The 24781-nt window shown below is 69.7% G+C and carries 22 protein-coding genes and 1 riboswitch; of the genes, 8 read left to right on the plus strand and 14 right to left on the minus strand.

Annotated features, from left to right (window positions below):
- Window positions 1-68: 68 nt before the first annotated feature.
- The 3 genes from ABZ454_RS20355 (at window position 69) to ABZ454_RS20365 (ending at window position 2859) form a co-directional block, all read left to right on the plus strand.
- Window positions 69-500 (plus strand): SRPBCC family protein, encoded by a 432-nt coding sequence (locus tag ABZ454_RS20355; RefSeq protein WP_359539670.1) that lies wholly within the window; start codon window positions 69-71, stop codon window positions 498-500.
- A gap of 834 nt (window positions 501-1334) precedes the next feature.
- Window positions 1335-2192, plus strand: a complete 858-nt coding sequence (locus ABZ454_RS20360) for a hypothetical protein (RefSeq protein WP_359539672.1) — start codon at window positions 1335-1337, stop codon at window positions 2190-2192.
- A 49-nt stretch (window positions 2193-2241) separates the two neighbouring features.
- On the plus strand, window positions 2242-2859 hold the full coding sequence (locus ABZ454_RS20365; protein WP_359539673.1) for a class F sortase: 618 nt from the start codon (window positions 2242-2244) through the stop codon (window positions 2857-2859).
- 242 nt (window positions 2860-3101) lie between these two features.
- Here ABZ454_RS20365 and ABZ454_RS20370 read toward each other — a convergent pair whose 3' ends face one another.
- Window positions 3102-3734 (minus strand): PadR family transcriptional regulator, encoded by a 633-nt coding sequence (locus ABZ454_RS20370; protein WP_359539674.1) that lies wholly within the window; start codon window positions 3732-3734, stop codon window positions 3102-3104.
- 167 nt (window positions 3735-3901) lie between these two features.
- On the opposite strand from ABZ454_RS20370, the gene ABZ454_RS20375 reads away from it, so the two are divergent.
- Window positions 3902-4723: a PhzF family phenazine biosynthesis protein gene (locus ABZ454_RS20375; RefSeq protein ID WP_359539675.1), complete on the plus strand. Its 822-nt coding sequence runs from the start codon at window positions 3902-3904 to the stop codon at window positions 4721-4723.
- Window positions 4724-4787: 64 nt separating this feature from the next.
- On the opposite strand, the gene ABZ454_RS20380 is transcribed toward ABZ454_RS20375, so the two are convergent.
- Complete coding sequence (locus ABZ454_RS20380; protein ID WP_356324776.1) at window positions 4788-5567, minus strand: type II CAAX endopeptidase family protein; 780 nt, start codon at window positions 5565-5567, stop codon at window positions 4788-4790.
- 184 nt (window positions 5568-5751) lie between these two features.
- Here ABZ454_RS20380 and ABZ454_RS20385 point away from each other — a divergent pair, with 184 nt between their 5' ends.
- Window positions 5752-7539, plus strand: coding sequence for a substrate-binding and VWA domain-containing protein (locus tag ABZ454_RS20385; protein ID WP_359539677.1), 1788 nt, complete (start codon window positions 5752-5754; stop codon window positions 7537-7539).
- 242 nt (window positions 7540-7781) lie between these two features.
- On the opposite strand, the gene ABZ454_RS20390 is transcribed toward ABZ454_RS20385, so the two are convergent.
- Window positions 7782-9287: a glutamate-cysteine ligase family protein gene (locus ABZ454_RS20390; RefSeq protein ID WP_356324772.1), complete on the minus strand. Its 1506-nt coding sequence runs from the start codon at window positions 9285-9287 to the stop codon at window positions 7782-7784.
- A gap of 480 nt (window positions 9288-9767) precedes the next feature.
- On the opposite strand from ABZ454_RS20390, the gene ABZ454_RS20395 reads away from it, so the two are divergent.
- Window positions 9768-10361 (plus strand): hypothetical protein, encoded by a 594-nt coding sequence (locus ABZ454_RS20395; protein WP_359539678.1) that lies wholly within the window; start codon window positions 9768-9770, stop codon window positions 10359-10361.
- A 318-nt stretch (window positions 10362-10679) separates the two neighbouring features.
- Window positions 10680-10886: a DUF5999 family protein gene (locus ABZ454_RS20400; RefSeq protein ID WP_148015119.1), complete on the plus strand. Its 207-nt coding sequence runs from the start codon at window positions 10680-10682 to the stop codon at window positions 10884-10886.
- Between the two features lie 85 nt (window positions 10887-10971).
- Here the strand turns inward: ABZ454_RS20400 and gcvP are convergent, their stop codons facing one another.
- The gene (gcvP, locus tag ABZ454_RS20405) at window positions 10972-13857 is read right to left on the minus strand and encodes an aminomethyl-transferring glycine dehydrogenase (RefSeq protein WP_359539680.1); all 2886 of its coding nucleotides are present in this window, start codon (window positions 13855-13857) and stop codon (window positions 10972-10974) included.
- 193 nt (window positions 13858-14050) lie between these two features.
- Window positions 14051-14148, minus strand: a riboswitch (glycine riboswitch).
- Between the two features lie 113 nt (window positions 14149-14261).
- Between gcvP and ABZ454_RS20410 the strand changes: the two genes are divergently transcribed.
- On the plus strand, window positions 14262-14630 hold the full coding sequence (locus ABZ454_RS20410) for a PRC-barrel domain-containing protein (RefSeq protein WP_356325573.1): 369 nt from the start codon (window positions 14262-14264) through the stop codon (window positions 14628-14630).
- Here the strand turns inward: ABZ454_RS20410 and ABZ454_RS20415 are convergent.
- The 10 genes from ABZ454_RS20415 to ABZ454_RS20460 form a co-directional block, all read right to left on the minus strand.
- Window positions 14555-16015: a DNA polymerase IV gene (locus tag ABZ454_RS20415; RefSeq protein WP_359539681.1), complete on the minus strand. Its 1461-nt coding sequence runs from the start codon at window positions 16013-16015 to the stop codon at window positions 14555-14557. The genes ABZ454_RS20410 and ABZ454_RS20415 overlap by 76 nt on opposite strands.
- Window positions 16016-16109: 94 nt before the next feature.
- Window positions 16110-16727: a MerR family transcriptional regulator gene (locus ABZ454_RS20420; RefSeq protein WP_359539683.1), complete on the minus strand. Its 618-nt coding sequence runs from the start codon at window positions 16725-16727 to the stop codon at window positions 16110-16112.
- 166 nt (window positions 16728-16893) lie between these two features.
- The gene (locus tag ABZ454_RS20425; protein ID WP_006123076.1) at window positions 16894-17367 is read right to left on the minus strand and encodes a bifunctional nuclease family protein; all 474 of its coding nucleotides are present in this window, start codon (window positions 17365-17367) and stop codon (window positions 16894-16896) included.
- Between the two features lie 53 nt (window positions 17368-17420).
- Complete coding sequence (locus tag ABZ454_RS20430) at window positions 17421-18164, minus strand: MerR family transcriptional regulator (RefSeq protein ID WP_359539685.1); 744 nt, start codon at window positions 18162-18164, stop codon at window positions 17421-17423.
- 40 nt (window positions 18165-18204) lie between these two features.
- On the minus strand, window positions 18205-18993 hold the full coding sequence (locus ABZ454_RS20435) for an FHA domain-containing protein (protein ID WP_359539687.1): 789 nt from the start codon (window positions 18991-18993) through the stop codon (window positions 18205-18207).
- 190 nt (window positions 18994-19183) lie between these two features.
- The gene (locus tag ABZ454_RS20440; RefSeq protein WP_359539689.1) at window positions 19184-19963 is read right to left on the minus strand and encodes a DUF881 domain-containing protein; all 780 of its coding nucleotides are present in this window, start codon (window positions 19961-19963) and stop codon (window positions 19184-19186) included.
- A gap of 5 nt (window positions 19964-19968) precedes the next feature.
- Window positions 19969-20301 (minus strand): small basic family protein, encoded by a 333-nt coding sequence (locus tag ABZ454_RS20445; RefSeq protein WP_003970459.1) that lies wholly within the window; start codon window positions 20299-20301, stop codon window positions 19969-19971.
- On the minus strand, window positions 20298-21224 hold the full coding sequence (locus ABZ454_RS20450; RefSeq protein WP_359539690.1) for a DUF881 domain-containing protein: 927 nt from the start codon (window positions 21222-21224) through the stop codon (window positions 20298-20300). The genes ABZ454_RS20445 and ABZ454_RS20450 overlap by 4 nt, the downstream gene beginning before the upstream one ends.
- Window positions 21225-21374: 150 nt before the next feature.
- The gene (locus ABZ454_RS20455) at window positions 21375-23870 is read right to left on the minus strand and encodes a mannose-1-phosphate guanyltransferase (protein WP_356325559.1); all 2496 of its coding nucleotides are present in this window, start codon (window positions 23868-23870) and stop codon (window positions 21375-21377) included.
- Between the two features lie 112 nt (window positions 23871-23982).
- On the minus strand, window positions 23983-24591 hold the full coding sequence (locus ABZ454_RS20460) for a CDP-alcohol phosphatidyltransferase family protein (RefSeq protein WP_356325557.1): 609 nt from the start codon (window positions 24589-24591) through the stop codon (window positions 23983-23985).
- Between the last annotated feature and the right edge of the window lie 190 nt (window positions 24592-24781).

Here is a 24781-nt window from a genome sequence, read left to right on the forward strand (position 1 = left end):
GTATTGAATGTTCTCGCCGCTGCGGCTACGTTCCGCGACACCGTAACCCGTCGAGAAGGGGTGGTCGCATGGCCGAAGTCAGTGCAGAGGCGCGCATCGAGGCACCGGCCGGGAAGGTATGGGACCAGCTGACCGACTTCAGCACCTACGGGGAGTGGAACGCCACCCACACCAGCTTCCCCAAGGGCGGCCCGGGCACCCTGGCACTCGCGGGCACGTACGAGGAGAACCTGAAGCTCATGGGGTTCCCCGCCGAGGTGACCTGGACGGTGTCGGAGTTGGAGGACGGCCGGCTGCTGACCACCACGGGGAAGGGACCGATGGGCGTCAACCTGAGGATGAGTTACGTCCTGACGCCGGACGGGGATGCCACCACGGTCCGCATCGACGGCGAGTTCACCGGGGCAGCGGTCTCCCTGATGGCCGGAAAGCTGAAGGACTCGGCCACCGCCGCACTCATCGAGTCGCTGCGCAAACTGGACGGCCTGATCGTCGCCTGAACACCCGCGGGACGGCCGCCGCGCCACCGCCTCCCGCGCCACCACTACCCACACGATGACGACCGGCCGTCTTGAGGGGGCCGAGGCACGGCAGACAGCGGGCGAGGGGGACGACGGCGCGGCCTCCTCCTCGTACGGACGGGGCGGCCCTCCAAGCAGACCCTTCACCCGCCGAGTGCGACGGCCGTTTCAGCTCAGCGAGCTCGACGGCCGTTTCGGTACGTCGAGCGCCCCGGCCGTTCAGCTCGTCGAGTGGGTTCCGGCTTGCCTGCTTCCTTCCGGGGGAGCCCGTACAGACAGGCCCCTCGCGCCCCACCCCGCCGGAGACCGGCGCGCGGGGGATGCGGGCGTAGCGGCGTGACCTCCGAGACATCGTGCGGGTCGGATGCTGAGGGCGCACCGCCGGGCCGACCGACAGACAGGCGGCAGGTCGCCCCCTTCGAGGCGCGCCCGTCCGCCGCAACTCCACACCGCCGGCGGCCCGGCCGGGCACCTCACGGCAAAGGGCCACGCCGGCGAGAACGCCGCCCCGCCAGGACGCTCCTCACCCCGTAAACCTCACGCTCCGTCACCGGCGGGTCCGCACGAGAGGTCGCACACCGAGGCCTGGCCCCTGCCGATGTGCCCCCGTACCGCACCCAGAGGGCGGGGAGGCCGCGCAGGTGGACGGCTCATCTCACTCTTCCGAGCTCTCCCTCTGAGCCCACTATCGGCTACTCAGGGTACTCGTCGGCGTTTTGCGGGTGTTGGCACGCATTTCCTCCGTGACTCATGTCATCTCTTAGGCGATCGCCTGATCAGTACGACAATCATCCCGGCTCGAAGGAGTTCAGCATGCGCATTTCCGCTTCCATCCGCTCCCGCAGTGTCCGCGCGGGTACCGTCGTGGCGGCCACGGTGGCAGTCGCCGGAGCCACGCTGGCCGGGGCATCCACCGCCTTTGCCGCTCCGGGCGACAGCGGTGACATCGAGATCCATTCGGTCGGCTGGAACTCCCGCGGCAACGACGGAGTCGAGGTCTGCAAGTTCGTCCTCTCCGCCAGCAACTTCGGTGAACTCCTGGCCGTTCCGTGGACGATCACCGCTCAGTCGCCGAACGCCGCGGGCGACACCCTGCAGAGCACGCTGCCTCTCGTGAACGGCTCCGCGCGCAGCCAGGAGTACCTGCTTCCTGAGGGCACGTACCAGTTGGTGTGGGTCGTGACGTCCCCGAAGCAGAAGAGCTTCGTGGTCGACTGCGACAAGCCTGGCGACAAGGGTGGCCGTGCGGACGGCGCTGACCGGGGCTCGTCCGCGGCGGGTGCCGAAGCGGGTACCGGCGCGGGACGAGGTGCCGAGTCCGGTTCCGAGACCGGTTATGAGAAGGGTTCCGAGCAGAACTCCGAGAAGTCCCAGCAGGGTTCCCAGCAGAACTCCGAGAAGGGTTCCGAGAAGGCTTCCCCGCAGGGTTCCGAGCAGGGTTCCGAGAAGGCTTCCCAGCAGGGTTCCGAGAAGGGATACGAGGCGGGATACGAGCGGCCTTCCGGCGGAGTGCCCGCCGGCGGCGGCGGCGTCCCGGACATGGAGAGCACCGGCTCCGAGAGCGACTCGAACCTCGGCACCACCGCCGCACTGGCGGCCGGCGCGGCCGGAGCCGCGGGGCTGATCATGGTGCGCCGAGCCGCACGTCGCCGTGCCCGCCACGAGGCATAGTCCCCGCAGCAGACGGCGGCGAGGGCCCAGTCGCGCGTGTCGTCTCACGATGACTCTGTGCGTCTTCTCCTCGGTGGTGACCGGCGTCGTCTGGGCGAGTTCGGACTCGTCCGACGGCTCGTCGGTCACCACCGCCCGCGCCGGCGACGCCGCGGGCGGCGGCGACCGGCCCGTCCCGCGCGCTTCACACGAGCCTCTGGCGCGCTCACGCCCGGTGAAGATCTCCGTGCCCGCCATCTTCATCGAGGCCCCGGTCACCGGTCTGGGGCTCGACAAGAAGGGGCACCTCAGTGCCCCGCCGTTGAGCAAACCCAGGGTGGTGGGCTGGTACCGGAAGGGGCCCTCACCCGGCGAGGCGGGGACCTCCCTGATCGTCGGTCACCGCGACACCGAGACGGGGCCGGCCATCTTCCTCAACCTCAACGCGCTGCACCGGGGCGACACGGTGAAGGTCGCCCGCGCCGACCGGGTCACCGCGGTGTTCACCGTCGACGAGGTCAAGACGTATACGAAGGACAAGTTCCCGGACGACAAGGTGTACGGGCCCACCGGCCGGCCGGAGCTCAGACTCATGACGTGCGGTGGGCGTTTCAACAAGAAGAACGGCTACTCGGCCAATGTCGTCGTCTTCGCCCACCTGACGTCCTTGAAGAAGCAGGTGGCCTGAGGGCCGCGGACGGCAGGGAAGCGGCCGGTGCCTCGGGGGCGAGGTGCCGGCCTTCCACGTTGCCGCCCGGCCCGATGCGCGGGAGGGCGGAGATGCTCGAGGGCGCCGTTCCGGGGCGGCATGAGGGAGCGCACCCCGGAACACGCACGTCCCCGTGCCACGGCCAAAGCCCCGCGGCACGACCGCGGGGCCCTTCGGGAATTCCCCTGCTCAGTTCGCCCACCACCGGCTCGGCGCTCGGCTCAGTGCTCGTCGGCCAGGATGAGGTAGAGCTTCCTGCGGGCGTCGTTCATGACGGTCAGCGCCTTCTCGCGCTGCTCGGCGGAGCCGGTCTTCCAGACCTGGCCGTACGCCTCCATCAGTCCCGCACCCGTCTGCCGGATCTCGTTGACGGTCTCCCAGTCGACGCCGCGGCCCGCGTCCTCCCAGGGCGCGTCGGCCCCCGACTCCGCCTCGGTGCGGCCGGCGTCGGTGAGGGTGAACAGCTTCTTGCCACCCTCGCTCGCGCTGACGATCAGCCCCTCGTCCTCCAGCAGTTGGAGGGTCGGGTACACCGAGCCGGGGCTGGGCCGCCATGCCCCGCCGCTGCGCTCGCCGATCTCCTGGATCATCTCGTAACCGTGCATCGGCCGGTCCTTCAGCAGCGCGAGGATCGACGCACGCACGTCGCCTCGGCGCGCCCTTCCCCGGCCGCCACCGCGTCCGCGCCCTCCCCCGAAGGGGCCACCGCCGAAGGGGCCGCCGCCGAACGGCGGGCCGAACTGGCCGAAGGCCGCCCGGTGACCCTCGAAGTCGCCCCGCTCGTACTGTCCGGGCCCGCAGGGACCGTGCCCATGGCCGTGTCCGTGTCCGTGCTCATGTCCATGTGAACGCATGACCGTACTCCTTCTCGTACTGATCGTTTACCTATCGCCGTACTGTCGCGATGCTTCAACGATATATCGGAACCGATCGCCCGGCAATCCCCCCGCTGACGGTTTCCGAGCCGCCGACCTGGAATTGGCCTTGGCCTGCGGCTTCTCCCGGCCTCTACGGTCGGGCCATGAGGATCCGTATCGTCGACGCGTTCACCGACCGCCCCTTCTCCGGCAATCCCGCGGGCGTCCTGCTCCTGGGCCCGGAGGGCTTCCCCGATGACAGCCGGCTCCAGCAGATCGCCACGGAGCTGAACCTCTCCGAGACCGCTTTCGCCCACCCGCTTCCGCCGGGTGGCGCCGCCGACTGGGCTTTGCGCTGGTTCACCCCGTCCACCGAGGTCGACATGTGCGGTCACGCCACCCTGGCCACGGCCCACGTCCTGCACACCACCTCGACCGCGCGTGGCACGGTGCGCTTCGCCGCCCGGTGCGGGGTCCTCCCCACCACCGCGGACCCGGACGGCTCGATCACCCTCGACTTCCCCACCGCGCCGCTGACCCCCGAATCCCCGCCGCCGGGGCTGGCCACCGCTCTGGGCGCGGAGCCCGTATCCGTGCACGACACCGGTCCGGACGTCGGTGATCTGCTGGTGGAGCTGACCGACGAGGCTGCGGTACGGGGACTGTCGCCGGACTTCGCGGCGCTGGCCGTCCACTCGCGGCGCGGGGTCATCGCGACCGCCGCTGCCGCCTCGCCCGGCTGCGGCTACGACTTCGTCTCCCGCGGCTTCTTCCCCGCCGTGGGCATCGACGAGGATCCGGTGACGGGCAGCGCCCACACCGCCCTCGCGCCGTTCTGGTCGGCCCGCCTGGGCCGCGACGAACTGACCGGCCTCCAGGCATCCGCCCGCTCAGGACTCGTCCGCACGTCGCTGCGCGGCGACCGCACCCTGATGACGGGCAGGGCGGTGACGGTCGTGGACGGCGAACTGCTGGTCACCCTGTGACGACGACGGGAGGGGGTGTGCGGCCGGTCCCGCACACCCCCTCCCGTCACGCCCCTCCCCGGTCTCATGGGGTCGGCAGCCAGCCCACCTTCCCGGCGAGCAGCGCGTACCCGACGAACGCGCCGATGTCGAGCAGGGCATGTGCGGCGACCAGCGGACCCACCCGCTGCCAGCGGCGGTACAGGAGGACGAAGACGACGCCCATCACCATGTTCCCGATGAAGCCGCCGATGCCCTGGTACAGGTGGTACGAGCCGCGCAGGACCGAACTGGCCACCAGTGCGGCCATCGGCGTCCACCCCAACTGCCCCAGCCGGCGCAGCAGATATCCGACGACGATCACTTCCTCCACCACGGAGTTCTGGATCGCCGACAGGATGAGGACCGGGAACTTCCACCACACCTCGGGCAACGACTCGGGCACGACCGTGAGGTTGAAACCGGCGGCCCGGGCGACCAGGTAGAAGGCCAGACCCGCACTGCCGATGCCCGCCGCCACCACCGTTCCGCGCCCCAGGTCGGGCCACGGCCTCGTGCGGTCGAAGCCGATGGCCCGCAGCCCCGCCCCCTCACGGATCAGCAGGTGCGCCACCAGGGCGACCGGCACCAGCGCCGTCGTGATTCCGAAGAGTTGCCAGGCGAGATCCAGCCAGGGGCGTCCCGGCGCGTAGGAACTGTTGAGCGTGGCCGCCTGATGCTTCAAACCCCCTGGTTTCGTCAGGGATCCGACAAAACTGATCAGCGCAGACACCCCGCTGGCACCCAGCGAGAGGGCCAGCACCAACACCGTCTCGGACCGCAGAATCCGTCGTGACACGGCCTCTTGAGGAAAAGAATCAGCCACGCGCCCCGCCTCCACCTGTACACCTGCCCTCAGTTGTGCATTCGCGTCCCATGCCCCTCGCCGTCCCGCTAGGGTCTCGAATGCAGGTACGAAGATCATGCGCGACAGTCCGGGGGACGACCACCATTGCCGATGGTGTGGTCCCCCTTTTCCTTGTTCATCCTCAAGGAGGGGCACCACCGACATGGGACGTCACAGCTTGCCCGACGACTACGCCACGGCCGGAAGCGGGGACCGTCCACCGCGCCGCCGTCGCACCGTAGCCATCGCCACCATGCTCGTTCTCGCCGTGGCAGCGGGAACGGCGGTCGCGGCACAGGGCGGCCTGCTGTCGTTCTCGAAGTCGTGCGAGGACACCGCCGTGCACCTGTCCATGATGACCTCACCGGACATCGCCCCGGCCGTGCGTGCCGTCGCCGACAAGGCGCGCAAGGACAATCTGAGATCCGACGGCCGCTGCGTGGACGTGGACGTGGTGGCCCGTGACTCGTACAAGGTCGCGGACGCCCTCGCCCGTGGCACGCGTACGCCGGACTACCAGATGTGGCTCCCCGACTCCGATCTCTGGCTGAACCGGGCCAAGGGCACGGGGGACGCCATCCCGATCACGCCGGGCGACTCCGTCGCCTCGTCACCCGTCACACTCGCCATGGTGCCCACCGCCGCGAAGAGCCTCGGCTGGCCCGGGAAGAAGTACTCCTGGGCCGAACTGACGGCGGCGGCCATGAAGTCCGACCAGGTGCGTCTGGGCTCGGCCGACCCGGCGCGCAGCGCCACGGGCCTGCTGGCGCTCACGAGCATCGGAATCTCCTCCGACAAACTGGGCGGGGACAGCGACACCAGAGCCGCGGCCACCGCCAAGCTGCTCGCCCAGCGGATGTCGGACGGCGACACCCAGGTCGTCGAAACCCTGCCCCAGGACAGCTCCGGCGCGGAGCAGGGCAATCCGGCGCGCAATCAGGCGGTGCTTCTCTCCGAGCAGGCGGCGTTCACCCACAACGCCGAGTCGGCGGACGGGGGCAAGCTCGACCTCTTCTACCCCACGGACGGCGCTCCGCTCCTCGACTACCCGTTCACCCTGGTCAACGAGGAGGAGCAGACGACGGACGAGAGCCGGGCGGCCCTGCGGTTCATGACACTGCTGTCCGAGGACGCGTCCCAGCACACGCTGGAGGAGCACGGTTTCCGGACCGTCGAGGGCACCGCGGCCGACGCCTTGGTCGCCTCGGCCGGCGGCAAGTCGCCCCAGCCGTACGCCACCTCGCCCAAGGCCGCACCCTCGGACGACACCCTGCAGGAGACGCTCGGCATGTGGACGATCACCGTGCAGAGCGCTCGGCTCACCACCGTCGTCGACGCCTCCGGGTCGATGGCCACGATCGTGCCGGGCCGCAACCAGTCCCGGATGGACGTCACCAAGGCGTCCCTCATCCAGGCGCTCAACCAGTTCACCCAGAACGACGAGATCGGCCTGTGGGAGTTCGCCACCGAACTCGACGGCGACAAGGACTACCGCAGGCTGGTGGCGACCGGCCGGCTCGGCGACCCGGCCAAGGGCGGCGGCACGCACCGCGACAAGCTCACCGCGGCATTCTCCGCACTGCAGCCCGTGCCCGACGGTGCGACCGGTCTGTACGACACCGCGCTGGCCGCCTACAAAGAGGCGCAGCGCACCTATGTGAAGGGCAAGTTCAACGCCGTCGTGATCCTCACCGACGGCTCGAACCAGGACGAGCACTCCATCTCCCGCACCGCGCTGATCGCCGAGCTCAAGAAGATCACCGACCCGGAGCGCCCGGTTCCGCTGCTCGCCATCGCGGTCGGTCCCGACGCCGACCGCGACGAGGTGAACGAGATAGCGAAGGTGACCGGTGGCGGGGGCTATCAGGTCAGTGACCCGGCGGAGATCCAGGCGGTGATCCTGCAGGCCGTCATGACCGCGGGACAGAGCGGTGGCGGAGCCGGGGAGTAAGGCGCGCACCACCGCGGGCCGCCCCGCTCCGGGTCGGACCGGCCCGCGTACACCGGGCCTCCCGGTGCCCAGGGCCACCCCGTGGACAGGGCACGCCCGGCCGGCGAACGGCACACCGTCCGCTCACCGGCCCACCCCTCCGTACGGCACGGCCCACCGGCCAGATGCGCACGGGCTCACCGGCCCACCCCTCCGTACGGAGCGGCCCCCCACCCGGACGCACACGGGCCCACCGGCCCGCCTCACCCTGCGGGAAGGCCCACCGGCCAGGTGTGCACGGGCTCACCGGCCTGCATCAGTTCGGCGTACCGCCGGGTCATGGCGGCGAGGGCATCGGCCCGGCCCAGCCCGGCCTCCCGCGCGCGGTGGTAGGCGTCCGCCTGCCAGGAGGCCCCGTTCGTGCGCCGCCGGCAGCGCTCCTCGATGATCCCGAGGTAATGGTCCCGGTCCGCGGGTTCGATGTTCCAGCCGTCGAGGCCGGCGGCGGCCAGCGGCAGCAGTTCGTCCCGCACGAGTTTGACGGCCGGCACCCGCGTCAGGCCGCCGGAGCGGCCGGGCCGGGGCCAGAGCAGCTCGGCGTCGATGCCCAGGCGGCAGGCGGTCTCGAAGTTCTCGGCGGCGGCGGTGAAAGGCATCCTGGTCCACACCGGTCGCGACTCGTCGGCGAGGGCCCGTACGAGTCCGTAGTACAGCGCGGTGTTGGCGATCACATCGGCGACGGTCGGCCCTGCGGGAAGCACCCTGTTCTCCACCCGCAGGTGCGGGACGCCGTCAGCGAGCCCGTACACCGGGCGGTTCCACCGGTAGACCGTGCCGTTGTGCAGGACGAGCTCCTGGAGCCCGGGCACCCCGCCCTCGTCGAGGACCCGCAGCGGCTCCTCCTCGTCGCAGATGGGCAGCAGCGGGGGGAAGAAGCGGATGTTCTCCTCGAAGAGCTCGTACGCCGAGCCCACCCACCGCTCACCGAACCAGGTCCTCGGCCGCACCCCCTGGTTCTGGAGTTCGGGCGACCTGGTGTCCGTGGCCTGCTGGAAGAGCGGCGGCCGCGACTCCCGCCAGAGCTCCCGGCCGAACAGGAAGGGGGAATTGGCTCCCAGGGCCACCTGGACCGCGGCGACGGCCTGGGCCGCGTTCCACACGTCCGCGAAGCGTTCCGGAGTCACCTGCAGATGGAGCTGCACCGAGGTGCAGGCCGCCTCGGGGGCGATCGACCCGGAGGTGCAGACGAGCCTCTCCACGCCTTCGATATCCAGCAGGAAATTCTCGCCACGCGCCGCCACCATTTGATCATTCAACAGCGCGTAGCGATCCACGTCGGAGAGATTGGACCGGACCATGTCTTCCTGCCCGAGGGTGGGGAGTATTCCGATCATCATGATCCCGGCGTCGACCTCGGCAGCCTTCCGGTCGGCATATCCGAGACCGGTCCTCAACTCTTCGGCCAGTTGATCGAGAACGCGGCCTGACAGATTGTGTGGAACTATGTTCACCTCAAGATTGAACATCCCCAGTTCCGTCTGGAAATCGCGGCTGGCGATGCGCTCCAGAACCGCTCCATTCAACATCTTCGGCATACCGTCGGCACCGGCCAGATTCAGCTCGATCTCCATGCCCATGAGGTTGCGCGGACGGTCGAACCTCCGCTCCGCCAGGAGCCTCCCCAGCCCCTCCAGGCACTGGTGGAGCTTCCTCCGGTACCTCTGCCGGTCGGACAGGTCAAAGGCGCCCGCTACGACCTTCTCCCCCATCGAAGCATCCCTCCTCGCGTGGGCAGCCTCCGGCACGGGCCGCTCGTGTCACGATCGATAATGCCCCGACGGGGAGATCGATAACGCCCCGCGGACGCCGCGCACCCGCTAATCTGATGGCCGAGGCCCGGGGCACATTCACTCGGCATGACGCAGCGCGCAGTTTCCCCGTCGGCACGCCGGGAAAGAGGCGACACGTTTCAGCCTACCGCTGCGCGGGAAAAACTCGAGGCGGTGGCTGCGCCGCTCGCACCGAATGAGCACAATCTCCGCATAATTAAGTCTGGATACCGCCTTGCCGGCAATAGCCGTGGCGGCTAGTGGAAACACCGCGTGAACACGTGTCGTATAAACTCCGCGGACGAGGCAGAGAGTTGACGCACCGGCCCAGTCACCGGCCTCCTCTGGCCCCGCACGCCGACAGCGCCGTCTGCACCCGCCCACGCTCCACCGTGTCTCCGAAGTGAGAGGCGACCCACTATGCCGCTGCACGTACCTCCGGCTCCCGCGCCCGCTCTGCGCAGCGTTCTCGCGGCGCTCAGTTCACCGACCGCGGTCCGCGAGGCCCGCACCCCCGCTCTGCGGTCCGTCCAGGGACCTCTGAGCCCCGAACACCCGCTCCCCGTCCATGTGCTGGACCGAGGCGGCCCCGGCGGTCCCGCACCCACCACCCGGCTCGCCGCATGGCGCTTCCTGATCCGCAGCACGGAGCGGGCCGTCGCCGCGGCTGACACGATGCTCACCCCGGACGGCTGGGCCTTCTCGCACTTCTTCGAGGGCCCGTACATCGCCTCGACCGAACTCGCCCTGCGCCAGGCGGAAGCGGCGGCGACGCCCTACCAGCCCAGGCTGCTCTCCATTCCCGAGCTCTACATGATGGCACTGTGGCTGCACGGAGACATCGGGGCGGACGCGTCCTGCGGGTCCCCCGCCCCCGCCGATCTGCTGGTTCCGCTGGCTCCCGCCCCACCGGGTATCGCGGCACACCGTCCGCACCGGGTCGCCGATCTGCTCCCCGTGATCACCACCCGCATCACACCCGGCCCCGGCCCCCTGCTCGGCTCTCCCGCCTGAGCGCCGGCTCGCCCCCCACGTGACGGCACTGTGCCCCCGCCGATCCGGTGGGGGCACAGTGCCGTCACGCGGGGGCCCGTGTGCCCATCCGTACTAGCCCCATCCGACCACCCCGAACCACCCGAAGTGACAGTGCAGTTGCGTTGAACCGTCCGGCCGGGTGACGCGTCATGAGAGGAGAGGAAGCGCTGCTGCCAAATCCCTGCGGATCGAAGCCCGTGGGGCAACACTGGGACCGGACCGATTGATACGGGGGCGGCCATGAACACCTCTTCAAGCCGCAGGACACTCAACTCAACGCAGCGAAAGAACCCATCCATGTGTCAGCACCAGCCAGCCTGCCCGACAGCCGACTCAGCCGACCGGGAAGCCGCCCGTCTGGTGGCGCACCATCCCGAGCAGGGATGGAGCCTGCTGTGCAACGGCGTCCTGCTCTTCGAGGACACCGGTGAGCTGCTCCCGGACGGGCAGATCATCGCCCCGCACCGGCCGCTGGGAACGGGCCGGGTGGTGAAGGCGGCCTGAGCGGCCGGAACGGAAGGGGGCCGGTGCGGAGAATCCTCCGCACCGGCCCCCACGCGTATCCGCGTCACACGCTGTGTTCGTGTGCTCAGTTGTCGTACTCGTCCAGCGGCGGGCAGGAGCAGACGAGGTTGCGGTCACCGAACGCACCGTCGATGCGGCGCACCGGCGGCCAGTACTTGTCGGCGGCCGAGACCCCGGCCGGGAAGACGGCCACCTCGCGGCTGTAGCCGTGCTCCCACTCCCCGCCCAGCGCGGCAGCGGTGTGCGGGGCGTTGGCCAGCGGGTTGTCGTCGGCGCTCCACTCGCCCGAGGCCACCTTCTCGATCTCGCCGCGAATGGCGATCATCGTGTCGCAGAAGCGGTCCAGCTCCGCGAGGTCCTCGCTCTCGGTCGGCTCGATCATGAGCGTCCCCGCGACCGGGAACGACATGGTCGGCGAGTGGAAGCCGTAGTCGATGAGGCGCTTGGCGACGTCGTCGATGCTGACGCCGGTCGCCTTGGAGATGGGCCGCAGGTCCACGATGCACTCGTGCGCCACCAGGCCGGCCGGGCCGTTGTACAGGATCGGGTAGTGCGGCTCCAGCCGCTTGGCGATGTAGTTGGCCGCGAGTACGGCCACCTGCGTCGCGCGCTTCAGGCCCTCGCCACCCATCAGGCGTACATAGGCCCAGGAGATCGGGAGGATGCCGGCCGAGCCCCACGGAGCGGCCGAGATCGGTCCGACACCGGTCTCGGGACCCGCGGCGGGCTGCAGCGGGTGGTTCGGGAGGTACGGCGCGAGGTGTGCGCGCACACCCACGGGTCCCACGCCGGGACCGCCGCCACCGTGCGGGATGCAGAAGGTCTTGTGCAGGTTCAGGTGCGAGACGTCGCCGCCGAAGCGGCCCGGCTTGGCGAGACCGACCAGTGCGTTCAGGTTGGCCCCGTCGACGTACACCTGGCCGCCGGCGTCGTGCACCTCGGCGCAGATGTCGGCGACGTGCTCCTCGAAGACACCGTGGGTCGAGGGGTAAGTGATCATGAGCACGGCGAGCTCGTCGCGGTGCTGCGCGATCTTGGCGCGGAGGTCCTCGATGTCGACCTCGCCGTCGTCGGCGGTCTTCACCACGACGACCTTCATGCCGGCCATCACGGCGCTCGCGGCGTTGGTGCCGTGGGCGGAGGACGGGATCAGGCAGACGGTCCGGCCCTCGTCGCCGTTGGCACGGTGGTACGCGCGGACGGCGAGCAGCCCCGCGAACTCACCCTGCGAGCCGGCGTTCGGCTGGAGGGAGACCGCGTCATAGCCGGTGACCTCCGCGAGGCGCTCCTCCAGCTCACGGATGAGCGTAAGGAAGCCCTCGGCCTGCTCGGCCGGCGCGAATGGGTGCAGTGCGCCGAACTCGGGCCAGGTGATCGACTCCATCTCGGCGGTCGCGTTCAGCTTCATGGTGCAGGAGCCGAGCGGGATCATGCCGCGGTCCAGCGCGTAGTCACGGTCGGCGAGCTTGCGCAGGTAGCGCAGCATCGCGGTCTCGGAGCGGTGCTGGTGGAAGACCGGGTGGGTCAGGATCGCGTCGGTGCGCAGCAGCGCGTCGGGCAGCGCGTCGGCGGTCGTTGCGTCCAGCGCCTCGATGTCACCCTCGGTGCCGAAGGCGGCCCAGACCGCCGCGATCTGCGCGCGGGTGGTGGTCTCGTCGCACGCGACCGAGACCAGGTCGGCGTCGACCAGCCGCAGGTTGACCCCGCGTTCGCGGGCATCGGCGACGACCGCGGCGGCCTTGCCCGGGACCCGGACGGTGAGCGTGTCGAAGTGGACGCCGGTCACCACGTCGACACCGGCCGCCCGCAGGCCCTGCGCCAGGATGGCCGCGTAGCGGTGGGTGCGCCGGGCGATCGTCCGCAGGCCGTCGGGTCCGTGGTAGACGGCGTACATCCCGGCCATCACGGCGAGCAGCACCTGAGCGGTGCAGATGTTGCTGGTGGCCTTCTCGCGGCGGATGTGCTGCTCGCGGGTCTGCAGGGCCAGCCGGTACGCCTTGTTGCCGTCCGCGTCCACGGAGACGCCGACGAGGCGGCCCGGGAGGCTGCGCGCGAACTTCTCGCGCACGGCCATGAAGCCGGCGTGCGGTCCGCCGAAGCCCATCGGCACGCCGAAGCGCTGCGTGGTCCCGACGGCGATGTCCGCGCCGAGGTCGCCGGGGGACGTGAGCAGGGTGAGCGCGAGCAGGTCGGCGGCCACGGTGACGATCGCGCCGAGCTCGTGGGCCTGGTCGATGACGGGCTTGATGTCCCTCACGGCCCCGGAGGCGCCCGGGTACTGCAGCAGCACACCGAAGACACCGCGCTCGGCGATGCCCGCCGGGATGCCGTCGGTGAGGTCGGCGACGACGACCTCGACTCCGGTCGGCTCGGCACGGGTCTCTATGACGGCGACGGTCTGCGGCAGGGTCTCCGCGTCGACCAGGAAGACGCCCTTCTTGACCTTGCCGACACGCCGGGCCAGCGCCATGGCCTCGGCGGCGGCGGTGCCCTCGTCGAGCAGCGAGGCGCCGGAGGTGGGCAGACCGGTCAGCTCGGCGACCATCGTCTGGAAGTTCAGCAGGGCTTCGAGGCGGCCCTGGGAGATCTCCGGCTGGTACGGCGTGTAGGCCGTGTACCACGCGGGGTTCTCCATGACGTTGCGGAGGATCACCGGCGGGGTGAACGTGCCGTAATAGCCGAGCCCGATCATCGGGGCGAGGACCTGGTTGCGGTCGGCGAGGAGGCGCAGCTCGGCGAGGACCTCGGCCTCGGTCCGGGCGGCCGGCAGCCGCAGGGCCTCGGCACTCTTGATCACATCGGGCACCGCGGCGGCGGTGAGCTCGTCGAGCGAGCCGTAACCGACCTGGGCGAGCATCTTCGCCTGTGCCTCGGCATCGGGACCGATGTGGCGCTGCTCGAACGGGATTCCCTGTTCCAGCTGGGAGAGCGAAGTGCGGCGGGGGGTCATGATGGAGGCCTCCTGGTCTGTCACGACCTGCGAGGGGCACCACGGCGCGGGGTGCCCGAACGGCCTCCCCCTCTGTCATCTCAACCTGAGAGCTTCACCGGTGCCCACGGGGCGCACCGGCTTTCACCGTCGGTGAGGGAGAGACCCGGTCCGGCCGAGGCCGTACGGAACCCGCCCTGCTTTCCAGAGTGACCTCGTCCGTGCGGTACGGGGGCCTGAGAGATTCCGGGGAGGATTTGCTCCTTCGGCGCCTCCGGATTTTACTCCGGAGGACTCTCCCGCACGGGATCAGCAGCCATGGCCAGCGTACCAGCGGGGTACACGGTGGGAATCTCGAGTGGCCGACGCCACGGTTCTGCACTTCTGTAGTGCCTGTGGAGTAGCCGCGACCAGTGGGAGGGACCGTGCAGACCGACATCGATCCGCGCAACCTGATCGGCCGCAAGGCGTTCGACCGCAAGGGCACCAAGATCGGAACCGTGGACGAGGTGTACCTCGACGACGCGACCGGAGTGCCCGAATGGGCGGCCGTACGCACCGGACTGTTCAGCCGGGACGCCTTCGTCCCGCTGGAGCCCAGCGAGTTCGTCGAGGACGCGCTGCGCATCCCGTTCGACCGTGCCCTGATCAAGGACGCACCCGACTTCGGGGTCGGCCGCCATCTCTCGCCGGAACAGGAGCTTCAGCTCTACCGGCACTACGGTCTGGACGCGGCGCCGGCCGAGAGCGCGCCGGACCGCGACTTCGGCAGGCTGGCCGGCCAGGAGGAGTAGTCCACCGGGTTCCGCACGAGCGGCAGCGGATCGGCCGGCCGCAGCGCCGGATCGTCGATCCGGAACGTGCGGACCCGGCCGGGCGCCGATTCCGGCTCCTCGAACCGCACCGTCACCCGCCCGACCCCGCTCCCCTGCACCCAGCCGTGTCCGTACGTGTCGTGGCGTACATCGTGACCGGCGGGCCAGCGCCGCGCGGCGAGCTGCTCCGCACTCTCCTGCCCGGTCTCCTCCGTCTGCGGCCCCGCCTCATCGGCAGCGGCGTGTCCGCCCGGCTCGGCGGTGTCCGGGAGCTCGGCGGCCGCCCGCTCACCGGCTGCCTGGGCGAAGAGGTCCTCCTGGGTGAAGTCGGCGAGCCCGGTGACGCCGACGCCGAGCAGCCGCACACCCCCGGTGGTGTCCACGGACTCCAGGAGCCGTGCGGCGGCCTCTCTGACCACCGCGGGGTCGTCGGTGGGCCCGCGCAGCGTCTCGGAGCGGGTCAGGGTCGAGAAGTCGTAGCGCCGCACCTTCAGCACCACCGTGCGCCCCGAGCGCCCGGCCGCCCGCAGCCGCTGGACGCACCGGCCGGCCAGCCGCTCCACCTCGGTCCGCACCCGGACCCGGTCATGGAGATCCGTGTCGAAGGTGTCCTCGACCGAGACCGACTTCGCGTCGCGCTCGGCGACCACCGGCCGGTCGTCATGGCCGGACGCCATGCGGTGCAGAGAACTGCCGTGGGCCTTGCCCAGCAGCCGTACGAGCTCCGCCTCGCCCGCCTCGGCGAGGTCGTTGACCGTGGTCATGCCCGCGCGACGCAGATGGTCCGCGGTGGCCGGTCCGACGCCGGGCAGGGTCCGCACCGGCATGGGCGCGAGCAGTTCCCGCTCCGTGCCCGGCTCTATCAGCAGGATGCCGTTGGGCTTCGCCTCCTCGGAGGCGATCTTCGCCAGCATCTTGGAGCCCGCGAGCCCGACGGAACCGCTGAGCCCCGTGACCGCTTCGATCGCCCCGCGCAGCTGCTCGCCGATGGCCATCGCGGAAGCCGTGTCGTCCGCCGTCCCGCCCGCCTCCAGGTCGACGAAGGCCTCGTCGAGGCTGAGCGGCTCCACCAGGGGTGAGAGGCGGCCCAGCAACTCCATGACCTGGTCGCTCACGGTCCGGTAGAGCGTGAAGCGCGGCACCAGGTACGCCGCGTTCGGCGCCAGTCTCCTGGCCTGAGCCATCGGCATCGCCGAATGCACCCCGAAACGCCGCGCCTCGTACGAGGCGGTGGCCACGACTCCCCGGGGGCCGAGTCCGCCCACCACGACCGGCTTGCCGCGCAGACTCGGTTTCGCCGCCTGCTCGGCGGACGCGTAGAAGGCATCCATGTCCAGATGCAGGATGGTCGGCGCGGCTCTCACATCAACCGATGGTGCCCTACGGCACTGACAGTCGCCCTGTCACCGCAGACGGCCGACCCCGGATTCCCCGGGGCGCGGCCGTGCCGCCACCCGGTCAGCCCGCCCGGTTGCGCCGACGGGCGAGCTCATCGCCCGGGTTGTTGCCGATCAGGGTCTCGCCGGTGTCCACCCGCTCCCCGTGGAGCGTCGACAGTGCGGCGTCCACGTCCCGCCACACCACGCCCACGGCGATGCCGAAGACTCCCTGGCCCCCCTGGAGGAGCTCGACGACCTCCGCGGGCGAGGAGCACTCGTACACGGTCGCTCCGTCACTCATCAGCGTCATGCGTTCGAGATCCTGGAAACCGCGGGCCCGCAGGTGCTGCACCGTGGTGCGGATGTTCTGCAGGGCCACCCCGGTGTCGAGGAAGCGCTTCACGATCTTGAGCAGGACGACGTCCCGGAAGCTGTAGAGCCTCTGGGTGCCGGACCCGTACGCCGGCCGGACGCTCGGCTCCACCAGGGCCGTACGGGCCCAGTAGTCGAGCTGCCGGTAGGTGATCCCCGCTGCCGCGCACGCCGTCGGCCCGCGGTAGCCGATCTCGTTGGCCGATGTCACGCCGTCCCCCGCCACCAAATCCGGCGCAGCCGGTTGCCTGATGGTGCGGCCGGCCGTACTCCCCTGCTGCGGATACGGCCCGCCCGCTGCCGTACCGTCGCCGCTGCTTCTCACGCCGACCTCCGTCCTTGACCTGCCCACTCGAAGGTAGGCAGTCACCCGGGGTGCGTCAACGATCGCCACACTCGGCACGCCGAGTGATAATCACCCTGAGGGTGGTTTCCCGTGACTCACAACCGGGAAAGGCTTGCCGAATGCGCTGGCGGGGCCCCTTGGGACGTCACTGACTGTTCGTACCGAAGTCCTCCGGCGAGATCTGGTCGAGGAACTCGCGGAACTTCTCCACCTCGTCCTCCTGCTCGTCGGGAATCGCGATTCCCGCGTCGTCGAGCACCCCGTCACTGCCGTAGATCGGCGTGCCGGTGCGCAGGGCGAGCGCTATGGCGTCGGAAGGCCGCGCGCTCACCTCGACTCCACTGGCGAAGACCAGCTCCGCGTAGAAGACCCCTTCGCGCAGATCCGTGATCCGGACCTCGGTGAGCTCCTGGCCGACGGCCTCGAGCACATCCTTGAAGAGATCATGGGTCAGCGGCCTGGCCGGAGCCATGCCCTGCTGGGCGAAGGCGATCGCGGTCGCCTCACCAGGACCGATCCAAATGGGGAGGTACCGGTCGCCTCCCACTTCACGCAGGAGCACGATCGGTTGGTTGGAGGGCATTTCCACCCGGACACCCACAACGTCGAGCTCGTTCACACAGCAACCCTAGGACGTGCTCGGCAGGTTTGGGTAGTCGGGCCCCGCCGGGATCAGGTGAGACGGATCTGCAGAGCGGTCCGCACGAGGGCCGAGTGCAGCCGTACGGAGAGCTCGGCGAGCTCCTTCGCGGTGGCCTCGGCATGGGCTCTGGTCTGCGGATTCCGGTGCCGGCGCAAGGGTGCGACGACCTGCTCGATCAGCCCGGCCTCCCGGTCCGCGGCCGCTCGCATCGGGCGCAGATGACGCGGTTCCAGACCGAATCGCCCCAGATCCGCCACAAGCCTGGCGATCGTGACCGTCTCGGCGTCGTAGCCGCCCTCCGCCGATGGCGCGACCAGACCGTACGCCTCCCATGCGTCGAGGTCACTCTCGGTCACCTCGGCGGCGGCGAGCAGCTCGGCACGGCCGATGCGGGCAGCGGTGGCCCGGCCCGGTCCCCCGGTCGGGCTGCCGTCGCCGGGATCCGCCTCAGCGCCCGGGGTGGGCAGTGCCGTCTGCTCGCCCCGTGCGAGGGCGTCCAGGTGCTCCCGGATGACTTTCAGGGGAAGGTAGTGGTCCCGCTGCATCCGCAGCACCTGAGCCAGCCGCTCGACGTCGCGGGGAAGGAACTTGCGGTACCCGGACGGCGTCCGCTGCGGCTCGACGAGCCCCTCGGTCTCCAGAAAGCGGATCTTGGAGATGGTGACTTCAGGGAACTCGTCCCGCAGCTGCAGGAGCACCGTGCCGATGCTCATCGGGCGGCCGTCGGCGGTGGCGGTGCCGTGTCCGGCACCGCCCGTCGGTGTTCTCAGCATGGACCTTCCTGGGGGTCCCCCGACGCGGTCAGGGGGCGGGTCAGATGCCGCGCTGGCTCGCGTAGAAGACCAGCCGGTACTTGCCGATCTGCACTTCGTCGCCGTTGGACAGTGCCACGGAGTCGATGCGCTCACGATTGACATAGGTGCCGTTGAGGCTGCCCACGTCTCCCACGGTGAAGCTGCCGTCGGGGCTCCGGCGGAACTCCACGTGACGGCGCGACACCGTCACGTCGTCGAGGAAGATGTCGCTCTGCGGGTGGCGGCCGGCCGTGGTCAGCTCGCTGTCCAGGAGGAAGCGGCTGCCCGAGTTGGGCCCCCGCCGCACCACCAGGAGCGCCGAACCGAGCGGCAGGGCGTCCACGGCGGCCTGCGCCTCGGGCGAGAGCGAGGGGACGGACGTCTGTCCCGTCGCCTCCGCCTCGTAGGCTTCCAGGCCCGAGATCGAGATGGTCGACGTCGTCTCCGAGGCCCGCTCGGGGATCCCGCCCCGCAGCGGCGCACCGCAGTTGGAACAGAAACGGCTGGCCTCGGCATTGCGGTGCCCGCACCTCGTACAGACCGGCATGGACGAAGCCTCCTGCCTCGGGGCGAACCCTCCACCCGTACTCGAGGTCGACAGTTCTCCGAAACCTATGCGGCCGGGACCGGTGGGGTCAACGGACGACGCGCCGGAACCACCCGCGTTGCCACCCCCCGAACCTGGCATCTGATCGCGGAAGAGGGGGCGCTCGCCGCCCTGCTCCTCGGTCTGGCCATGGCGCGGTGCGCGATGGCGTGCGGCTTCATCGCGAGCGCTCTTGCCGAACAACTTCCCAAACAACTTCACGGGCGATTCCCCTTGACCGAAACAGACCCGCCCGTGGGGCAGGACGAACCCTGAATGAACACACCTGCCGACCCGGACATCTTCACAACGTCCGTATCCACTCGACAGTTTCCACCACGCACCACGATTACGATGCGGCGACCCCCCGCAACCACCTGCCCGTGTCCTCCCACGCCCACGCGTCCCGGGTTCACTGGGCCGACGACCGAGAGTAGTCAGGCCGCTGCGCCGGTCGCAAGGCGTCGACGATGATGTCGTCGGACTGCGCCACATGCACGGTGGCCTGCTCCTTCTCCAGCGTCTGCACGACACCGCCGGGGATGTTGAGCGCCGGTTCCAGGTCCTGCGGCTTGCCGATGACCTTGAACACGTACGGGGCGGAGATCTTGCGGTCGTCGACCTTGACGGCGCCCCCGTCCCCGGAGAAGTAGGTATGGGCCACCACGCGCACGCCGTTGACCTCGATCGCCTCGGCGCCGGCCGCCCGGAGCTCCTGAAGGGCGTCGAGCAGCATGTCGGCCTGCACCGCGCCCCCGGGGTCGTTGACCGTCAGGGTGATGCCGGGGCCGTGCACCGCCACGGTACCCGCGAGGATCCCGAGTTGGCGCTCCTTCTCCACCGTCTGCTTCCGTGCCTCCTCCGCCTGGTCGGAGCTGTTCTCCAGCTCCGTGCGCTGGTCGACGAGGCGCTGCTTCTCGTCCTCCAGCCGCTGGGTCCGGTCGTCCACCTCGTCGAGGATGCGGACCAGGTCCTCCTGGCGGGCGCCGCGCAACGCGCTGTTGTCGCTGTTCGACCGCACCTGGATGGCAAGCCCCAGACCGAGGACGAACAGCAGTACCGCGACGATGAGTTGGGCACGGGTGACCCGGGGCGGCCAGATTCCGGCCATCAGCCGCTGACGTCCGGTCAGCTCCTGAGGGGCCTGCTCCCGCGGCTCGGCGGGGCCGTCGTCGAATGCGTCGTTGCTCATCGGCGTCAGGCCCGGAAGACGTGCCGGCGGATCGCGGCGGCGTTGGAGAAGATCCGGATCCCGAGGACGACGACCACACCGGTGGAGAGCTGCGCTCCGACGCCCAGCTTGTCGCCCAGGAAGACGATCAGTGCGGCCACGACCACGTTCGAGAGGAACGAGACCACGAAGACCTTGTCGACGAAGATGCCGTCGAGCATGGCCCGCAGACCCCCGAAGACGGCGTCGAGTGCGGCCACGACCGCGATCGGGAGGTAGGGCTCGACCACCGCCGGCACTTCGGGCCGGACCAACAGTCCGACCACCACTCCCACGACGAGGCCCAGTACCGCGATCACGATGTGCCCTTCCCTGTATCCGCCGCACCACTGCCGGTGTCTGCGGCCCTATAAGGCTCTGCTGTCCGTACGATGAGGCTCGGGGCGGCCGGGAGGCTCACCTTCTCCTGGACGGAGACGCTGGTCCTGATGTCGAAGGTGTCCTTCAGCGCCTGCAGGTACTGGCCGTCGGCGCTGTCCTGGAAGGCAGCGCTGAGCTTCTTCCCGTCCCCCACCGCGAGCACCGTGTACGGCGGCACGAGCGGCTTGTTGTCGACCAGTATGGCGTCGCCCGCGGCACGGATGGCCGACAGGGAGGTGAGACGCTGGCCGTTGATGGCGATCGCTTCGGCTCCGGACTGCCACAGCCCGTTGACGACCCGCTGCATGTCACGGTCCCGGACCCGGCCCGTGTCGGAGAATCCGCTGCTCTCGCGCGGGCCGCCGCCCCCCTGGTCGGTGTCCTTCGCGTCGTCGACGACGAGCTTCACGCCCGGACCGTGCACGGGCGTGGCCCCGGAGAGCAGGGCCACCAGTTCGGCCTGGTCACCGCCGTGCTCCTCGAGGGCCTTGCGCTGCCGTCTGCCCACGTCGTCGCGGATGCCGTCGACCTGCGATTCGAGGGTGTCGGCCGCGGACGTCTCCGCGTCGATCCGGTCGATGAGCTCCTCGCGCTCCTTGGCCAGGACGGGCGCCGCAACCCTCGCCTGCGCGGCGCCGAGCGTGACGACCAGCGCGGCCAGCACCAGACACGCCGCGAAGCCGAGCTTCGCCTTGAGGGTCCGGGGCATCCCCGCTCGCCCGTCGGCCTCGCGACGCGCCGACGCTTCGGCGTATCCGTCGTCCAGGCTGTGGTCCATCACATTGGTCAGCAGCGACATGGACGCGTCGGGGCGCGGGGGCGGCGAGGCGGTAGTACTCCGTTCGGGGGGCTGCTGCGACATGCCGCACATCGTCGCATGTCGCAGCGGCTACCGCCGAATGGCCCCACCGTTGCGCGGGAGGCGGTCGAGCGGCTCCCTCAGCCGCACCGCGCGAACCTGGGTCCGGATGCCGGGGACGGCGCGTGGGCCCGTCCCCGGCATCCGGTCATCTCACTGACCCGCGCTGTCGACGACGGCGGCCCATTCGTCCAGGAGCGCCTCGGCCGACGCGTCGTCCGGCCCCTCCGCCCACAGATGGGTGACCGCTTCCGCCCGGTCGGGCAGCACCATGACCCAGCGCCCGTCCGCCTCGACGACCCGGACACCGTCCGTCGTGTCGACACTGCGGTCCCCGGCGGCCTCGACCACCCGGCGCATGACCAGTCCCTTGACGGCCCACGGGGTCGCCAGGTCACGCCGCAGCACATGGGCGCGCGGGATGCGCGCGTCGATCTGGCTGAGCGTGAGCTGCGTCCTGGCCACCAGTCCGATGAGCCGCACGAACGCGGCGGAGCCGTCGAAGACGCTGCTGAACTCGGGAACGATGAAGCCGCCGCGGCCGTCTCCACCGAAGATGGTGCCCTCTTCGCGCCCCACCCGGGTCAGGTCGTCGGGCGACGTCGTCGTCCACTCGACCTGGGTGCCGTGGTAGGCGGCCACCTGCTCGGCGACGCGCGTGGTCGTCACGGGAAGCGCCACGCGGCCGCTGCGGCGCTCGGCGGCGACAAGGTCGAGCATGACCAGCAGGGCGCGGTCGTCCTCCACGATCCGGCCTCGCTCGTCGACCAGGGAGAGCCGTTCGCCGACCGGGTCGAACCGGACGCCGAACGCCGCCCTCGCGGAGGAGACGATCTCCCCGAGCCGCACCAGCCCGGACCTCCGGGTCTCGGCGGACTCGGTCGGCCGGGACTCGTCGAGCCCGGGGTTGATGGTCAGCGCATCCACACCGAGCCGCCCGAGCAGACTGGGCAGCACCAGCCCCGCACTGCCGTTCGACGCGTCGACGACCACCTTGAGCCCGGCGTCGGAGATCCCCGCGGTGTCCACGTCCCGCAACAGGGACCCCGTGTACGAGTCGTAGACGCTGGACGGGAAGTGGAGGTCGCCGATCTCGCCCGGGAAGGCACGGCGATACTCCTGCCTGGCGTAGACGCGGTCCAGCTTGCGCTGTTGCGCCTGGGAGAGGTCCGCTCCCCGCTCGTCGAAAAACATGACGTCGACGGAGTCGGGCACACCCGGCGAGGTACGGATCATGATGCCGCCGGCGCTTCCGCGTGCGGTCTGCTGGCGGGCCACGGGCAGGGGCACGTTCTCCAGGTCGCGCACGTCGATGGCGCTGGCCTGGAGGGCCGAGATGACCGCGCGCTTCAGGGCTCTCGCGCCACGGGAGTGGTCACGCGCGGTGGTGACCGTGGAGCCCTTCTTGAGGGTCGTCGCGTACGCGCCGGCGAGTCTGACCGCCAGTTCCGGCGTGATCTCGACGTTCAGGATCCCCGATACCCCTCGTGCGCCGAAGAGGTGAGCCTGTCCGCGCGATTCCCAGATCACCGAGGTGTTGACGAACGCACCGGCCTCGATGGTCTTGAAGGGATACACCCGCACATTGCCCTGGATGATCGATTCCTCGCCGACGAGGCACTCGTCACCGATGACGGCCCCGTCCTCGATCCGGGCCGCGCGCATGATGTCGGTGTTCTTCCCGACCACGCAGCCCCGCAGGTTGCTGTGATCACCGATGTACACGTTGTCGTGGACCACGGCCCTGTGGAGGAAGGCGCCGCTCTTCACGACGACGTTCGACCCGATGACCGTGTGCTCCCGGAGCTCCACGCCGGCCTCGACCTTGGCGTAGTCACCGATGTACAGGGGACCCCGCAGGACCGCGTCGGGATGCACGTCGGCGCCTTCGGCCACCCACACGCCGGGGGAGATCTCGAAGCCGTCGATCTCGACGTCGACCTTGCGTTCGAGCACGTCCGCCTGGGCCTTCACGTAGCTCTCGTGCGTGCCGACGTCCTCCCAGTAGCCCTCGGCGACGTAGCCGTAGATGGGCTTGCCTTCCTTCATGAGCTGCGGGAAGACATCACCGGACCAGTCCACGGAGACGTCGGCCTCAACGTAGTTGAAGACCTCGGGTTCCATGACGTAGATGCCCGTGTTGACGGTGTCCGAGAAGACCTGACCCCAGGTGGGCTTCTCCAGGAAGCGTTCGACCTGCCCCGCTTCGTCCACGATGGTGATCCCGAATTCCAAGGGATTCGGCACACGGGTGAGGCAGACCGTGACCAGACCGCCCTTTTCCTTGTGGAAGGCGATGAGGTCGGTGAGGTCGAAGTCGGTGAGCGCGTCACCGGAAATCACGAGGAAGGTGTCGTCCTTCAACGCCTCCTCGGCATTCTTCACACTGCCGGCGGTGCCGAGCGGCTTCTCCTCGTTGGCGTAACTGAGCTCCATCCCGAGCTCTTCGCCGTCTCCGAAGTAGTTCTTCACCAGCGAGGCAAGGAACTGGACGGTCACGACCGTCTCATTGAGCCCGTGCCGTTTGAGGAGGCGAAGCACGTGCTCCATGATGGGCCGATTGGCTACGGGCAGGAGCGGCTTGGGCATGCTTGAGGTCATGGGGCGAAGGCGAGTGCCTTCACCACCTGCCATCACGACGGCCTTCATGTCGGAAACGTCCTCCTTGAAAAGACGACGGTCTAGCCGACTGCGCCCGCCGGGGCAGCATCTCTGTCTCAGCCACGGGCCGGCCACATCGCGCGGCACCGCTTCAACGGGCTCAATCGGCTTCTGCGTCCGCCTTGACCAGCCGGCGGACCTGAATCACATAGAGGATTCCTGCCCACCAATAGAGCGTTGTACCCCACCCTGCGAACGCCCATCCGAAAACAGTGGCCAGCGATGCCAGCCAACCACTTCCGTCACTGAGCAGCAACAAGGGGAATGCGTACATCAGGTTGAACGTGGCCGCCTTGCCCAGGAAGTTCACCTGGGGAGGCGGATAGCCGTGACGGCGCAGGATCGCCACCATCACCAGAAGCATCAGTTCACGGGCGAGGAGTGCGGCGGTGAGCCACAGCGGCAGGATCTCGCGCCAGGTCAGGCCGACTAGCGTAGAAAGGATGTAAAGACGGTCGGCAGCCGGGTCCAGCAGCCGTCCGAGGTTGCTGATCTGGTTCCAGCGACGCGCGAGCTTGCCGTCGAGGTAGTCGCTCACCCCGCTGAACATCAGTACCAGCAGCGCCCAGCCATCGCTCTGGGGCCCGCCGAACTCGGGACGGAGAATCAGCCACAGGAAGACGGGTACGCCGACGAGGCGAGCCATGCTGAGGATGTTGGGGATGGTGAGTACCCGGTCCGTCTGAACGCGGGTCTCCTGGACCTCCACCCGGGGGCCTCCTGTGAAGAACGTGCCAATGATGCCCCCTGACCCTACCCGCCGCGATGTCCGGGCCGTACACAGGGGTGGCAGGAACCTGGTCGGGAACGCAGAAAAGCCCCGTGCCACAAGGGCACGGGGCTTAACTGTTCAAAAGGAGTTCGGCGGCGTCCTACTCTCCCACAGGGTCCCCCCTGCA

The sequence above is a fragment of the Streptomyces sp. NPDC005803 genome, assembly GCF_040630435.1.
Classification (GTDB): Bacteria; Actinomycetota; Actinomycetes; order Streptomycetales; family Streptomycetaceae; genus Streptomyces.

What these genes read in the sequence shown, in the direction of transcription:
- ABZ454_RS20355 (WP_359539670.1), top strand. Translation starts at nt 69, where the DNA reads ATGGCCGAAGTCAGTGCAGAGGCGCGCATCGAGGCACCGGCCGGGAAG.
- ABZ454_RS20360 (WP_359539672.1), top strand. Translation starts at nt 1,335, where the DNA reads ATGCGCATTTCCGCTTCCATCCGCTCCCGCAGTGTCCGCGCGGGTACC.
- ABZ454_RS20365 (WP_359539673.1), top strand. Translation starts at nt 2,242, where the DNA reads ATGACTCTGTGCGTCTTCTCCTCGGTGGTGACCGGCGTCGTCTGGGCG.
- ABZ454_RS20370 (WP_359539674.1), bottom strand. Translation starts at nt 3,734, where the DNA reads ATGCGTTCACATGGACATGAGCACGGACACGGACACGGCCATGGGCAC.
- ABZ454_RS20375 (WP_359539675.1), top strand. Translation starts at nt 3,902, where the DNA reads ATGAGGATCCGTATCGTCGACGCGTTCACCGACCGCCCCTTCTCCGGC.
- ABZ454_RS20385 (WP_359539677.1), top strand. Translation starts at nt 5,752, where the DNA reads ATGGGACGTCACAGCTTGCCCGACGACTACGCCACGGCCGGAAGCGGG.
- ABZ454_RS20390 (WP_356324772.1), bottom strand. Translation starts at nt 9,287, where the DNA reads ATGGGGGAGAAGGTCGTAGCGGGCGCCTTTGACCTGTCCGACCGGCAG.
- ABZ454_RS20395 (WP_359539678.1), top strand. Translation starts at nt 9,768, where the DNA reads ATGCCGCTGCACGTACCTCCGGCTCCCGCGCCCGCTCTGCGCAGCGTT.
- ABZ454_RS20400 (WP_148015119.1), top strand. Translation starts at nt 10,680, where the DNA reads ATGTGTCAGCACCAGCCAGCCTGCCCGACAGCCGACTCAGCCGACCGG.
- gcvP (WP_359539680.1), bottom strand. Translation starts at nt 13,857, where the DNA reads ATGACCCCCCGCCGCACTTCGCTCTCCCAGCTGGAACAGGGAATCCCG.
- ABZ454_RS20430 (WP_359539685.1), bottom strand. Translation starts at nt 18,164, where the DNA reads ATGCTGAGAACACCGACGGGCGGTGCCGGACACGGCACCGCCACCGCC.
- ABZ454_RS20440 (WP_359539689.1), bottom strand. Translation starts at nt 19,963, where the DNA reads ATGAGCAACGACGCATTCGACGACGGCCCCGCCGAGCCGCGGGAGCAG.
- ABZ454_RS20450 (WP_359539690.1), bottom strand. Translation starts at nt 21,224, where the DNA reads ATGTCGCAGCAGCCCCCCGAACGGAGTACTACCGCCTCGCCGCCCCCG.
- ABZ454_RS20455 (WP_356325559.1), bottom strand. Translation starts at nt 23,870, where the DNA reads ATGAAGGCCGTCGTGATGGCAGGTGGTGAAGGCACTCGCCTTCGCCCC.